This is a genomic window from Microbacterium sp. NPDC064584 (assembly GCF_040687315.1).
GTDB classification, from domain to species: Bacteria; Actinomycetota; Actinomycetes; order Actinomycetales; family Microbacteriaceae; genus Microbacterium; species Microbacterium lacus.
The window spans coordinates 81088-94071 of sequence record NZ_JBFBMZ010000009.1 but is presented as its reverse complement, the minus strand read 5'-3'; the positions used below and the strand labels follow the sequence as shown (position 1 = coordinate 94071).

15 protein-coding genes are annotated in these 12984 nt (G+C 70.2%); 4 read left to right on the top strand and 11 right to left on the bottom strand.

Annotated features, from left to right (window positions below):
- Window positions 1–37: 37 nt before the first annotated feature.
- The 3 genes from AB0P18_RS13265 to AB0P18_RS13255 all read right to left on the bottom strand — a co-directional run bounded on the left by AB0P18_RS13265 (window position 38) and on the right by AB0P18_RS13255 (window position 2273).
- On the bottom strand, window positions 38–439 hold the full coding sequence (locus AB0P18_RS13265) for an MmcQ/YjbR family DNA-binding protein (protein ID WP_363360413.1): 402 nt from the start codon (window positions 437–439) through the stop codon (window positions 38–40).
- Window positions 440–449: 10 nt separating this feature from the next.
- Complete coding sequence (locus AB0P18_RS13260; protein ID WP_363360412.1) at window positions 450–1040, bottom strand: asparagine synthase; 591 nt, start codon at window positions 1038–1040, stop codon at window positions 450–452.
- A gap of 135 nt (window positions 1041–1175) precedes the next feature.
- Complete coding sequence (locus AB0P18_RS13255) at window positions 1176–2273, bottom strand: acyl-CoA desaturase (RefSeq protein WP_344055882.1); 1098 nt, start codon at window positions 2271–2273, stop codon at window positions 1176–1178.
- A 369-nt stretch (window positions 2274–2642) separates the two neighbouring features.
- Between AB0P18_RS13255 and AB0P18_RS13250 the strand changes: the two genes are divergently transcribed.
- Window positions 2643–4190 carry a DEAD/DEAH box helicase gene (locus AB0P18_RS13250; RefSeq protein ID WP_363360411.1) on the top strand — a complete coding sequence of 516 codons (1548 nt, stop codon included), beginning with the start codon at window positions 2643–2645 and terminating at the stop codon, window positions 4188–4190.
- A 60-nt stretch (window positions 4191–4250) separates the two neighbouring features.
- Here the strand turns inward: AB0P18_RS13250 and AB0P18_RS13245 are convergent, their stop codons facing one another.
- A complete protein-coding gene (locus AB0P18_RS13245; RefSeq protein ID WP_363360410.1) occupies window positions 4251–4664 on the bottom strand; it encodes a DUF5684 domain-containing protein in 414 nt (137 codons plus the stop codon).
- A gap of 129 nt (window positions 4665–4793) precedes the next feature.
- On the opposite strand from AB0P18_RS13245, the gene AB0P18_RS13240 reads away from it, so the two are divergent.
- Both AB0P18_RS13240 and AB0P18_RS13235 read left to right on the top strand, forming a co-directional pair.
- Window positions 4794–5213: a DUF4383 domain-containing protein gene (locus AB0P18_RS13240; protein ID WP_363360409.1), complete on the top strand. Its 420-nt coding sequence runs from the start codon at window positions 4794–4796 to the stop codon at window positions 5211–5213.
- A gap of 11 nt (window positions 5214–5224) precedes the next feature.
- On the top strand, window positions 5225–5782 hold the full coding sequence (locus tag AB0P18_RS13235; RefSeq protein WP_344055670.1) for a hypothetical protein: 558 nt from the start codon (window positions 5225–5227) through the stop codon (window positions 5780–5782).
- 284 nt (window positions 5783–6066) lie between these two features.
- Here AB0P18_RS13235 and AB0P18_RS13230 read toward each other — a convergent pair whose 3' ends face one another.
- The 5 genes from AB0P18_RS13230 to AB0P18_RS13210 form a co-directional block, all read right to left on the bottom strand.
- The gene (locus AB0P18_RS13230) at window positions 6067–7008 is read right to left on the bottom strand and encodes an aldose 1-epimerase family protein (protein ID WP_363360408.1); all 942 of its coding nucleotides are present in this window, start codon (window positions 7006–7008) and stop codon (window positions 6067–6069) included.
- Window positions 7009–7071: 63 nt separating this feature from the next.
- Window positions 7072–7554, bottom strand: coding sequence for a MarR family winged helix-turn-helix transcriptional regulator (locus AB0P18_RS13225; protein WP_363360407.1), 483 nt, complete (start codon window positions 7552–7554; stop codon window positions 7072–7074).
- A 23-nt stretch (window positions 7555–7577) separates the two neighbouring features.
- A complete protein-coding gene (gene ribA / locus AB0P18_RS13220) occupies window positions 7578–8213 on the bottom strand; it encodes a GTP cyclohydrolase II (protein WP_363360406.1) in 636 nt (211 codons plus the stop codon).
- Window positions 8210–9109, bottom strand: a complete 900-nt coding sequence (locus AB0P18_RS13215) for a VOC family protein (RefSeq protein WP_363360405.1) — start codon at window positions 9107–9109, stop codon at window positions 8210–8212. Before AB0P18_RS13215 ends, ribA begins: the two co-directional genes overlap by 4 nt.
- Window positions 9110–9321: 212 nt before the next feature.
- Complete coding sequence (locus tag AB0P18_RS13210) at window positions 9322–9903, bottom strand: hypothetical protein (RefSeq protein WP_363360404.1); 582 nt, start codon at window positions 9901–9903, stop codon at window positions 9322–9324.
- A 268-nt stretch (window positions 9904–10171) separates the two neighbouring features.
- Between AB0P18_RS13210 and AB0P18_RS13205 the strand changes: the two genes are divergently transcribed.
- A complete protein-coding gene (locus AB0P18_RS13205) occupies window positions 10172–11014 on the top strand; it encodes an NAD(P)-dependent oxidoreductase (protein ID WP_363360403.1) in 843 nt (280 codons plus the stop codon).
- 72 nt (window positions 11015–11086) lie between these two features.
- Here the strand turns inward: AB0P18_RS13205 and AB0P18_RS13200 are convergent, their stop codons facing one another.
- Together AB0P18_RS13200 and AB0P18_RS13195 are read right to left on the bottom strand one after the other, a co-directional pair.
- Window positions 11087–11626, bottom strand: coding sequence for a gluconokinase (locus AB0P18_RS13200; RefSeq protein WP_363360402.1), 540 nt, complete (start codon window positions 11624–11626; stop codon window positions 11087–11089).
- Window positions 11627–11694: 68 nt separating this feature from the next.
- Window positions 11695–12864 carry a polysaccharide pyruvyl transferase family protein gene (locus tag AB0P18_RS13195; protein WP_363360401.1) on the bottom strand — a complete coding sequence of 390 codons (1170 nt, stop codon included), beginning with the start codon at window positions 12862–12864 and terminating at the stop codon, window positions 11695–11697.
- Window positions 12865–12984 lie beyond the last annotated feature (120 nt).

The following is a 12984-nucleotide window of genomic DNA, read 5'->3' as shown; positions in this document are numbered from 1 at the left end:
AGAATACCCCACGCGTCCGCTCCTGCCGAATCGGGGCTCAATCCGCCACAGGCACGACGGGAGCGGCATCCAATGCCCGCAGCTGGCGGACCAGCGCGACCCGGCGATACGACGTGTCCAGCAGCTCTTCCAACAAGCCCCAGTCGCCGGATGCCGCGTCCACGCGGATCGCGAGCCATCCGTACGCGCCCTCATACGGCGGCACGAACACGTCGTCGCGTTCGAGAAGGGCTTCGCGCTCGAGCGGGTCGGGGAGGAACTCGACAGCGCCGTCGGGTTCGTGCGCCGCGCCGACGATCGCGAACTGCGGCTTGCCGGCGCGAAAGGTGAAGCGGCCGTGGGCGATCACCTCCGCGGCCTCGGGATACCGCATGCACAATCCCCGCACCCGTTGCACGAGCGGGTGATCGGACGCGAACCTCAGCGGATGCTCCGGCATGCGGGCGACCCTACTCCGCAGGGACCTCTTCCGCAGGGTCAGCGCCCGCATTCTCGCTGCGCGCCAGCGTGCGCCGGTGCGCGGAGAGCCGCGGCAGGTCCACGAGCCGGAGCGCCTGCATCCGCGCACCGCGCATCATCTCGTAGTCGGGGTCGACGTCCGGGCGCATCCCCTCCACCTTCAACCGGCGCTGCAGGTTGGCCTCGACGTCGCCCCACGCCGCGTCCCGCGCTTCCTCGACGAGCTCGCGCACCGCGTTCGCGTCGTCCGCCCGGGCGCGCAGCTCCTTGGCCACACCGCGGTACTGACGCTCACGCTTGCGCAGGTTGCGCATGTCGCGGTCCCGGTAGTCGTGCGTGCCGTCGGAGTCGGTGAACTTGCCCCACGCACGCTTGCGCTGCGTGCGTGCGAGCGCTGCCGCGTCCTCCTGCTCCTTCGCGAGGGAGAGGAGAGTCTCCCTCGCGAACGGCGAGATCTGGGCGAGGTCGAACGTCTCGTCGTTCGCGATCGTGGCGACGAGGATGTGGTTGCGCACGCTCAGACGCGCTGCCGCGGACGCGATCGAGACGCCTTCGGCGACGGAATCCGCGGTCTTCCCCATGCGCGCACCTCCCCTGCTCTCGAGGGTACCGTCCGCGCCCGGCGGGGGCGCGCCCAGCGCGGAGCCGCCGCACACGACGACGCCGGTCGCCTCGCTGCAGGAGCAGAGACGACCGGCGTCGAGAGACGGTGACGATCAGCTCGTCAGGGATCCCTTGTTGCGGAACTTCGCGACGATGCCGCACTCGAACGGATCGCGGGCGGCGAGGCCGACGTCGTTCAGGTACCGGATGACGATGCCGTAGGACTTGATGAGCGTCGTCTCGGTGTACGGAACGCCCAGCGTCTTGCAGTGCTCGATCACGATCTCGCGCGCCTGGGCGAGGTGCGGACGCGGCATGCTCGGGAACAGGTGGTGCTCGATCTGGTAGTTGAGCCCGCCCATGAGCCACGTGGCCCACCATCCGCCGGAGATGTTGCGGGACGTGCGGACCTGCTTCGTGAAGAAGTCGAGCTTCGCGTCGGCATCGATGATCGGCATGCCCTTGTGGTTCGGAGCGAACGCCGCACCCATGTAGATGCCGAAGACGGCCATCTGGACGCCGATGAAGGCGAACGCCATGCCCAGCGGCAGGAAGAGGAAGACGGGGGTGAGGACGAGCGCGAAGCGCAGCGTGAGCAGACCGATCTCGAGCCAGCGGTCCTTGACCTCGTGGCGGAAGTTCAGGACGTGACGGAACGCGAGGAAGTGCAGGTTCAGCCCCTCGAGCGTGAGGAGCGGGAAGAACAGCCAGCCCTGGTGACGTGTGATGAGGCTCATCGGCCCGCTGACCTTCTCGGCGTCGACCTCCAGGAAGCGGATCGTGTCGACCTCGATGTCGGGGTCCTTGCTGACACGGTTCGGGTTCGCGTGGTGCCGGGTGTGCTTCGAGCCCCACCAGTCGCGGCTCATCCCCACGATGCCGTTGCCGATGATGAGGCCCAGCATGTCGTTCGCACGGCCGGACTTGAGGATCGTGCGGTGGGCCGCTTCGTGGGAGAGGAACGCGACCTGCGTGAACAGGATGCCGAGCGCCGCGGCGATCAGAAGCTGGAACCAGCTGTCACCCAGGAGGACGAAACCGGTGATCGCTCCCGCGAAGCCGAGCGTGATCGCGGTCGCGACCAGGATGTAGAACCACGGGGTCCGCTCCAGCAGACCTGTCTCACGCACCACCTGGGACACCTTCGTGTAGGCCTGGGTGATGGGCGGGAAGCTCTCCTTGCGTGCGTACGTCTGACGGACGCGGCCCATCGTGGACTCGGGTGCGGTGAGTGTAGTGATTTGCGACACCTGCCTATTCGGGGGATCCCGCGGGGGCGGAACGGGCGGAGGCGAAAGACGGGTGCCGATCGCTTTCACCTCACAGTACGCGCCGGTTTATGCGGGCGCCGGAATGTGATAGCAGTCTCATCACCTGCGGGGCAGATACCCAGTCTCGCCCTCACAGGCTCCCCCCTGCCGCTCGTGCTAGCGTGAACACGGCGGATCCTCCGCCCAGCGTCGTTGTCACGCTTCGCGGCTCTCATGCCGCGGCTCATTTCATACGGCGAACCGATGCGCGAACCCGCGCCGTCGCCCTCTCAGCGCCCCTCATCGGCGCGTCATCCCGAAAGCATCCCCATGCCTACTTTCCTCGACCTCGGCGTGCCCGCGCCGCTGGCAGACTCCCTCGCCCGCGAAGGCAAGACCGAAGCCTTCCCCATCCAGCGCGACACGCTCCCCGACTCGCTCGCCGGCCGCGACGTGCTCGGCCGCGGCCGCACCGGCAGCGGCAAGACGATCGCGTTCGCGCTGCCCCTCGTCGCGCGCCTGTCGGGCGCCTTCGCCGCCGCCCGCACGTCCGGCCGCCCGCGCGGACTGGTCCTCGCTCCCACCCGTGAGCTCGCGACGCAGATCGCCGCGACGATCCAGCCGCTCGCCGCGGCATCCGGTCTGACCGTCACGACCGTGTTCGGCGGGGTCAGCCAGAAGCCGCAGGAGGCCGCACTGCGCACCGGCGTCGACATCGTCGTGGCGTGTCCCGGCCGCCTGGAAGACCTCATGAAGCAGGGTGTCGTGCGCCTGGACCGCGTCGAGATCACCGTGCTGGACGAGGCCGACCACATGGCCGACCTCGGCTTCCTCCCCGGCGTCACGCGCATCCTCGCCGCAACGCCCCAGGGCGGTCAGCGGATGCTGTTCAGCGCGACCCTGGACCGCGGGGTCGACGGCCTCGTGCGCAAATTCCTCCGCGACGAGGTCCGCCACGAGATCGACGACCAGAGCGTCCCCCAGGGCGAGATGACCCACCGCGTCTTCCTCGTCGCCGACGAGGAGAAGTCCGACCTGGTCAAGCACCTCGCCTCCGGTCGTGGGCGCCGCATCCTCTTCACCCGCACGAAGCACCAGGCCAAGAAGCTCGCGAAGGTGCTCACCGCAGCCGGCATCCCGTCGGTGGACCTGCACGGCAACCTGTCGCAGGCGGCGCGCGAGCGCAACCTCGCAGCGTTCGGCGCCGAGCCCTCGAAGGGCGGCGTCCGCGTCCTCGTCGCGACCGACGTCGCCGCGCGCGGCGTGCACGTGGACGAGGTCGAACTCGTCGTGCACGTGGACCCGCCGATGGAGCACAAGGCGTACCTGCACCGCTCGGGCCGCACGGCGCGCGCGGGTGCCGCAGGCACCGTGGTGACCGTGACGATCCCCTCGCAGCGTCGGGACGTGAACGACCTCCTGCGCAAGGCGGGCATCACCGCGCCGCTCGAGCAGGTGGGCGCAGAGTCTGCTCCGATCGTCGAGCTCGTCGGCGAGCGCGCCGAGTACGTCACGCCCGCCCCCGTGCAGGCCCAGCCCCAGCGGGCCGCCAAGCCCCGCACGGGCCAGGCTCGTGGCACCGGTCAGTCCGGCCGCCCGGCGGAGCGCGGCGAGCGCTCAGGCCAGGGTCGCGGTCGCGGCAACGCCGGCGGTTCGGGCCGTGGCGGCAACGCCGCCGGTTCGGGCCGTGCGGCATCCGCAGGTCGTGGCAAGGGCACCGGTTCGGCGCAGGGCGCCGGCCGGGCGGCATCCGGAGCCGGCCAGGCCCGCCCTGTCTACTCGACCGGAACCGGCCAGCCCGCGCAGAACAACTTCACTCCGCGCGCGTCGCGACCGACCGGCTCGCGTCGCGCGCAGCACAGCGGCACCCGCGGCTGAGCTGCGGCATCCGCACGAGAATGGCCCGAGGCGATCGCCTCGGGCCTTTTCCGTATCCGCTCAGGCGCGGACGGGCTTGGTGTACTTGGCGTCGCCGAAACCGAGGATGAAGAAGCCGATGAAGGAGATGAGCCACAGCAGGAAGAACGACCAGGCACCGCCCTTGCCGAATGCGGCGCCCACCTTGATGGCGACGATGATCGAGAACACGATGTTGACGATCGGGATGAGGTAGAGCAGCGACATCCACCCTGAGTAGCCGGCGATCTTGACCAGGATCACGATGTTGACGATGGGGATCAGGGCGAGGATGCCGGGCCAGCCGGCTTTCTTGAAGACCATCCACATCGCGATCGCGATCAGGACGTACCAGAGGAACGTGAGGATGCCCGTCGTGACGTTGAACAGGGCGTCGTTCACGTTCGTACTGATCGGCGTGACTTCGGTGAGCCGGGAGAGGGAGGCGAGGTTCATGCCGCTCATCATAGGGGCGCATCTGCGCTGGTCCGAGGGGATTTCTGCGGTGCGGCAAACCGATCCGCACGCGCCTCCGAACACCCTCTGAGCGCGGCACGAACGCCGCGCACCACACAGGAGGTCCTCATGCGTTCGTCACCCAACCGCCTCATCGCGACCATCTTCGGAGCGGTGTACATCCTCGTCGGGCTGCTCGGCTTCGCCGTCACCGGCGGCGTCGGCTTCCTCGCCACCGAAGGATGCCTGCTGCTGGGCATCTTCATGGTGAACCCGCTGCACAACGTCGCCCACCTGCTCATCGGCGCCGCGCTGCTGATCGCAGGGCTCACGTCGGCGCGCGCTGCGAAGGGCGTGAACATCACGATCGGTGCGGCCTATCTGCTGCTCGGCATCGTCGGGTTCTTCCTGGTCGGCACGGCGTTGAACATCCTCGCGCTGAACACGTTCGACCACTTCCTGCACCTGGCCAGCGCCATCGTGCTGCTGGGCGTCGGGCTCGGGGCCGAGCGCGGCACGCGCGCGGGCCGGTCGACCCGCGCAGCCTGAACGGAGCCGACATGGACAGCCTGACCGCCCCGCGCACGATCGCCACATCGGACGAGGAGGTCGTCGCCTCGGGGGGCCGCGCGACCGCCTCGATCTGGCCCGCGATCGTCGCGTGGGGCGCAGGGCTGGTCCAGATCGCGCTCGGTGCCGGCGCCATCACGACGGTGCAGGACGATCCCGCCATCGGGGTGGTCGGGATCTCCCTGATCGTGATCGGCGCCGGCGCGCTCGGCTGGGGTGCGGTGATCCTGGCCCGCGGACGCATCGTCGCTCCGCGGGCGAGCATCGCCGGATCCCTGGCCGGGATCCTCGTCACAGCGACCGCGCTGGCGCTCGACCCCGTGCGGATCAGCGTGTTCGCCGTGGCCGTGGCGATCGTCCTGCTGATCGCCGTGGCCCTGGGCTGCGCGCGTGCGACTCGCCGATCGGATGCCGGCCGCTCAGGTCTGATCGGGCTCGTGGTCGCCGCGGTGCTGGTCTCGGGCGCCGTCACCCCGGCGCTGGCTGCGACCGAAGCCGGCCGTCACGCGGTGCCGCACGGCGAGATGGTGGAGCACTCGCACCACTGAGCCTCGCACTCACCCATCCCGCCGCGTGGCGTGCTCCCCCCGCCGAAATGGTGGGTTCCCCGCCGAGATGGTGGGTTCCCCGCCGAGATGGTCAGTTCCCCGCCGAAATGGTGGTCACCACCTCGACGGGAAAGAGACCACCTCGGCGAGGATGAGACCACCTCGACGGGAAAGAGACCACCTCGACGAGGAAGAGACCACCTCGACGGGAATGAGACCACCTCGACGAGGAAGAGACCACCTCGGAGTGGAACCCAGGGGCGCGGGCGAGCGAGAACCTCGGGTCAGACGGCGGAGATCCGCCAGGATGCCGAGGCTGACGCCTCCGGCTCGAGGACGATCAGGCCCGCGTCGTAGTCGTATCGGTCCGCGTTGAACGCATCGGGCGCGCAGGTCATCGGCTCCACCGCCAGACCCGTCCGGTGCCCGGGCTTGCCCACACCCTTGTCGGACGTGTGGATCTGCACCCAGGGGCACGCGGCATCCCACGTCATCTCGACGCCGGAACCGGCCGCGCCCGTGACCCGCACGCGCGCGAGGCCGGCCTCGTCGCGCTGCAGCGCCGTATAGGCGTGGTCGATCTCCACCGCACGGATCGCGCGGGCGGCGCGGAAGTCGAACCGTTCCGGATCGTCCGCGTCGACCGGGCGCAGTCCGATCGGGCTGAGGCGATCGGGCGTGACTGCGAGCACCTCGTCGGCCGGCAGCTCCAGCGTCCAGTCATCGACGTGACCGGCGCCCGCCACCAGGTACGGGTGCGGGCCGGTGCCCCAGGGGGCGGCATCCGGACTCTCGTTCGTCGCCGTGACGGTCTGCGTCAGCCCCTCCGCATCGAGCGAGAACGTCGTGCGGATGACGACGCGCCAGGGATACCCGGTCTGCGGCTCGACCGCAGCCTCGAGGGTGACGTGACTCGGCCCCTTGTCGACCGCTTCATAGTCGAGCCAGGCTGCCAGGCCGTGCAGTGCGTGATGCCGGGCCGGTTCGGTGAGTGCGACCTGGCGTTCGGTCCCGCCGAAGGCATACAGCCCGTCGACGATGCGGTTCGGCCACGGCGCGAGCGTCGCGCCCCGATACGAGGGTCGTACCTCATCGGCGTCGAACGGGACGACGAGGTCGCGCCCCGCGAAGGTGAGGGAGCGCAGGCTCGCACCCACGCTCGCGATGACGGCTTCGTAGTCGCCCGCGCGGAGCGCGTGCTGGGTACCGGACAGAACAGTTCTCATGGGATGCGCCTCGCGAGGGTCGGAAGGCCCCATGTTATCGTCACCAGGCTCGATGCCGCGGCCTTACCGCCCCGTCGCGAATCGCTGCTCCGGGTCCAGCTGCTCGCCAAGCTTGGCGGTGATCCGTGCGAGATCGGCGAGGTCTTCGGGCGAGAGCGCATCGATCACGAGCCGGCGGGCGGTGGCGATGTGCCCCGGTGTGGCGCGGACGAGCTCGCGTCGCCCGGCATTGGTCAGCGTCACTCGCGAGACCCGCCGGTCGGCCGGGGACGTCGACTTCTGCACGAGGCCGCGCCGCTCGAGCCGCGAGCACACGTGCGACAGCCGCGAGAGCGTCGCGTTCGTCGCCTCGGCGATCTCGCTCATGGATGCCGTCGATTCCGGCATCCACCGGAGGTAGGTCATGACGCCGAACTCGAAATGAGTCATCGCCGAGTCCCGCTGCAGTTGCGAGTCGAGCTCGCTCGGCAGCAGGTCGCACACGCGGATGAGACCGAGCCACGCCTGCGCCTCCTCCGGCGTCATCCGCGGCACCGGGTGGGTCATCGTCCGCTCCGCTCCGCGCGTCGTCACGCCGCCGGGAGGTTCAAGAGGTGGCCGGTGTGGTCGCGCTTGGCCTGAAGATACCGCGCGTTCGCCGCGGTCAGGTGCACGCCCGTCGGCACGGTCACCTCCACGTCCACTCCGAGCGCCTCCAGCTGCGCGACCTTGTCCGGGTTGTTCGTCAGGAGGCGGACGCGACGGATGCCGACGGCCTGCAGCATCTGCGCGGCCGCGGTGTAGTCGCGCTCGTCCTCGCCGTGGCCGAGCGCCGCATTCGCCTCGTACGTGTCGAGCCCCTGGTCTTGCAGGGCGTATGCGTCGAGCTTCGCGTAGAGTCCGATGCCCCGTCCCTCCTGACGGAGATAGAGCAGCGCACCACCCTCGAGGCTCAGCCTCTCGACGGCTTCGCGCAGCTGCGGACCGCAGTCGCAGCGCTGCGAGCCGAACACGTCGCCGGTGAGGCACTCGCTGTGCAGACGGACGAGCGGGACCTCCGCCTCGCCCGGTCCGTCGAAGCGCAGCAGCAGGTGCTCCGCGCCGTCGGCGAGATGACGGAAGGTCGACACGCGCGCGTCCGCCTCGAAGCCGTCGCTGAATCGGAGCGGAATCCGCACCTCCCTGCGGACCTCCGCGGCGGGCGGGAACGGAATCGGCGCGCTCATGCCGCAGCGCCTTCCGGGGTGACGGTCAGCAGCGTCCCCCAGGGGTCGCGCAGGCGCAGGCTCTCACCATCGTCCTCGGCGGCGACCCCGTGATGCCGGGCGCGGTCGGCGAGCGCGAGCACGTCGCTGCGGTCCGGCATCCGCAATCGCACGTCACCGAGGCCGAGCGAGACGGCACGGGGTCCCGCGCCGGCGCTGTGCCACGTGTTCAGGCCGATGTGGTGGTGGTAGCCGCCGGCGGAGATGAACAGGGCGGAGCCGACGTCGATCGTGACGTCGAAGCCGAGCATGTCCACGTAGAACCGGCGTGCGGTGGGGATGTCGCCGACCTGCAGGTGCACGTGACCGATCGTGGCTTCATCCTGAGTCTCGCGCGCGGGATCGAAGTGCTCGCGCAGGAACGCGTTCGGGTCGATCGCGGTGTTCTGCGGCATCCATCCGGCCGGCTTGTTCTGCCACACCTCGACGGATCGGTCCCAGTACAACTCGATGCCGTTGCCCTCCGGGTCGTGGAAGTAGAAGGCGTTGCTGAACGTGTGGTCGGTCGCACCCTCGTACAGATGAGGAGCCTGGCGCGCCATCGACAGCACGGCAGTGGACAGCGCCGCGCGATCGGGGAACGCGATGGCCGTGTGGTAGAGCCCGGCGTCGCGCCGGTCGAAGGGCGGCAGGTCGGGCGTGTGGGTGAGGGTCATGATCGGGATGCCGTCGCGGCCGAGTGTCGCGCGGGCCCCCGACTGGTCGAGCACATCGAGCGTCACAGCGCGACGGTAGAACTCGGTCTGCGCGTCGAGGTCTCCGACGAGGAGTTCGACGGTATCCATCCGGGTCGCGTCGGCGGCGGCGCCGCGAGTGTGGATCGGCGCCGGGCGCCAATCCAGAGCGGTCGTGGTCATCGGTCTCCCCCCTCGTCGGTGGGTTCGTGTGCGCCCGCCGTTGGTTGACCCAACAACCAATTCGTGCGTCTATTCCCTACTGCTTCGCGAGAGGGCACATCTGTAGGGCAACACGCCGTGGGAGACGCACGTTTGTGCCCTCTCGCGAAGCAGCAGGAACGCAGCGGCGCCCCGGCCGAAAGGCCGAGGCGCCGCTTCGCAAAGAGACGGGATCAGTCGAGCAGACCCGAGACGAGGGAGTCGACGTCCCCGCTCACGTCGCCGACGAGGTCATCGACCTCGGCGCCGATGTCGCCGACGGACACGCCGGTGTCGCCGCCCACGTCGGCTCCGTTCGCGACGTCACCGACCGAGCCGAGCTCGGTGCCGGAGACATCGTTGCCCGAGCCGATCGGGGCGTCGATCGGGGCGGACACGTCGTTGCCGGATCCGACAGGCGCCGAGACGTCGTTGCCGGACAGGTTGCCCGAAACGTCGTTGCCCGAGAGCACAGGGGTGTCGTTGCCCGACAGGACCGCGGGGTTCAGCGAGTCGCTGACGAGCGGCCCGTTGATCAGGCCGCCGTCGATGCCGAGGTTGCCGGCGGTGGTGTCGTTGCCGCTTCCGAGCACGTTCTCGCGGAACCAGGTCTGGAAGCCCTCGATCGAGGTGGAGGCTTCGGTCACGGTCGTCGTGGTCTCCTCGCTCGGGTTCCACGTGTCCGCCGAGGCGGGCAGCGCGAATCCAGCGACGGCGAGGGCCGCGGCGCTCGCGCCGGCGGTGCTGATGAGTCCGAGACGGGTGATCTTTCGCATGTTTCTCTCTCCAATCGATGCGGGCTTTCGCCGCACAGGGGGTGATCCGAAAACATCCGCGGATCGGATTGGACGCACACGCCCGACACGCCGCCGAGCGGTCGCGCTCGACATCCGTATTCCGCGTCTTTCCGGGCCGCGCAGCGGAATCCTGGCAGATCCCTGAAAGTCGCTCTGCCGCCCGCGAGAGGGCACATCTGCAGGGCGACACGCCGTCCAACCCGGACGTTCGTGCCCTTTCGCGCAGGAGCAGGGGCAAGCTGGACGAATGCGCATCGCACTCACCGGCTCGACCGGCAAGCTCGGCTCCGTCGTCCTCCGCGAACTCCGGGATGCCGGCCACGACGTCACCGGACTCGACATCGTCGGGCCGCGGCAGGACGGCTTCGTCCAGGTCGACCTGACGGACTACGGACAGGTGGTCGACGCGCTGGGCGGCGTGGACCGCTCGGACGGTTACGACGCGGTCGTACACCTCGGCGCGATCCCCGCCCCGGGCCTGCGCACGGATGTCGCGACCTTCCACAACAACATGGCGAGCACGTTCAACGTGTTCTGGGCGGCCGTCCGGCTCGGCATCCGTCGCATCGTCTACGCCTCGAGCGAGACGGTGCTGGGGCTGCCCTTCGACGTGCCGCCGCCGTACATCCCGGTCGACGAGGAGTACACCGCGCGCCCCGAGAGCGTCTACTCGATCGTCAAGGTGCTGGAAGAGCAGCTCGCGACCGAGCTCGTGCGCTGGCACCCCGATCTCTCGGTCACCGCCCTGCGCTTCTCGAACGTGATGAACCCGGAGGACTACGCCGAGTTCCCGCCCTTCGACGCCGATCCGCTGCTGCGCAAGTGGAACCTGTGGGGCTACATCGACGCCCGCGACGGGGCGCAGGCCGTGCAGCGTGCGCTCGAGAACGCGCCCGCGGGCTTCGAGACGTTCATCATCGCCGCGGCGGACACCGTCATGTCACGCCCGAACGCCGAGCTCGTGGCAGAGGTGTTCCCCGACGTGCCGACCACCGCGGAACTCGGCGAGCACGACACGCTCCTGTCGATCCACAAGGCGCGGCGGCTGCTGGGCTACGCACCCCGGCACTCGTGGCGCGACCACGTGTGACCGCGAGTTCGGAGGAGATCGAGGTTCGGGAGGTGGTTTCGGCGCCGGAAGACCTCCGGAACTCCGATCTCCTCAGATTCGCGGATGCCGCGCTGCGGCCTCCGCCACGTCCCGCCAGCAGGCCACGACCTCGGCCGTGATCGCATCGGGAGTCTGAGAGATGTCGACCGCGAACCCGGTCTCGTCGGGCTGAAGCCGCTCGAGCGCGACGAGCTGCGAGTTCAGGAGCGTCGCGGGCATGAAGTGGTCGGCCCGCGCGCCGAGGCGCGTCGCCAGCAGCTCGGGTGATCCGTCCAGCAGCGCGAAGCACGTGCCGTCCGCACGGGCGCGCAGCGCGTCGCGATACGCGCGCTTGAGAGACGAGCACGCCACCACGACGGTCTCCCCGGCCGCGGTGCGGCGCGCGATCTCATCGCCGACCGCCGCGAGCCACGGCGCACGGTCGTCGTCGTCGAGCGGGATCCCGGCGGTCATCTTGGCGACATTGGATGCCGGGTGGAAGTCGTCGGCGTCGAGGAAGATCCCGCCCACCCGCGCGGCGACGGCGGCCGCGATCGTCGACTTGCCCGCACCGGACACCCCCATCACGACGAGTGCGGAACCGTCCCCCATGACCTCGAGCGTATCCGTCGTCCCGCGCGCGGCGGACGGCCGGACCCCCGCCCGTGGTGACCGGCGCCTCAGGCCAGCGCGTCCGCCACCGCGTCCCACCATCCGCCGAATTCCGCCAGGTGGCCGGGCCGCCGCCGGTCGGCCTCGGCGCGCACTCCGTCGCGTTCCGCCCACAGCTCGCGCAGGTTCGGGATTCCGTCGCTCTGCGCGGCCGAGATCGGCACGGTGGCCTGTTGACCCCAGTGGGCCAGAGCGCCGCGCTGCTTGACCGCCGTGTACTCGTCGGTCACGAGACCGAGGACCGGGACACCGGAGGGCGCGGCGAAGACCGCGGGGTGATAGCGCCCGGTGATGAGGAGGGATGCCGAGCGGGCAAGAGCAGCCGCAGCGGGCACATCGCCGGTGGGTACGACGGTGGAGCCCGTCCGCATCGCCGCGCGGACCTCATCGTGCAGCACCGCGTCCCCGCGCGGCGACGCGCCCGTGAGCGCGCCGAAGTGGGCGTGGAACCGGACCGGCTCGCCGGTGAGCTCGGCGGCCGCATCCACGAGCGCGGCGACGGCGGCGACGGTCTCGGCCCGCGATGCGCCGCCGAGGGAGAGCGACAGGCTCACGAGCACTCCCCCGGTCACCGGGGCGGCATCCGCCGACACGAAGGAGGCGTCATCGACGCCGAGCCGGGCGGTGACGCCGAGATCCGCGGCGAGCGCATGCGATGCCGCCTCACGCACACCGACGAGGCGCGCCGAGTGCACCAGCTGGGCGACGAGCTCCCGATCGCGGCCACGGAGGTCGGGTCCCAGAGTCTGCCCGGAGACGACGAGCGGGCGGCCGAGGCGCTGCGCGACCCCGCCGAGTGCGGCGCGCTCGTACACGTGCAGGGGCCAGGTCGAGGCCATGTTGCCGCCGCCGGCGATCAGCACGCCGTCGGCGTCGGCGACCGCCGCGATCACCGCATGCGCCGGGTCATCGGCGGCCAGCGCGCCCGCACCGTCGGCCGCGGCGAGCACCGCGCCGAGCCGCGCTTCGGACGCCGCGCGGTCCAGGCCGTCGAAGCGGATACGTCCCACCGCGGTCACGCCGTAGCGCTCCGCCGTCTCGGCGGGCACGGATGAGACGGAGGTGACGGCGGCACCGCGGTCCGCGAGCTCATCGCGCGCGGCGCGGAACATCGCCTCATCGCCGATGTGCATCATGTCGTCGATCACACCGACATCGCCCAGGGTCACGACACGCACGCAGAAGCTCCTCAGACTATTCGGGGGGAACCAGTACACGCTAGTCCACCCGGGACGTCTTCCCGCCGGGCTACCATCGAACGCCCGCCCGCTTGTCGTCGGCGCGGAGGACAGGACCGT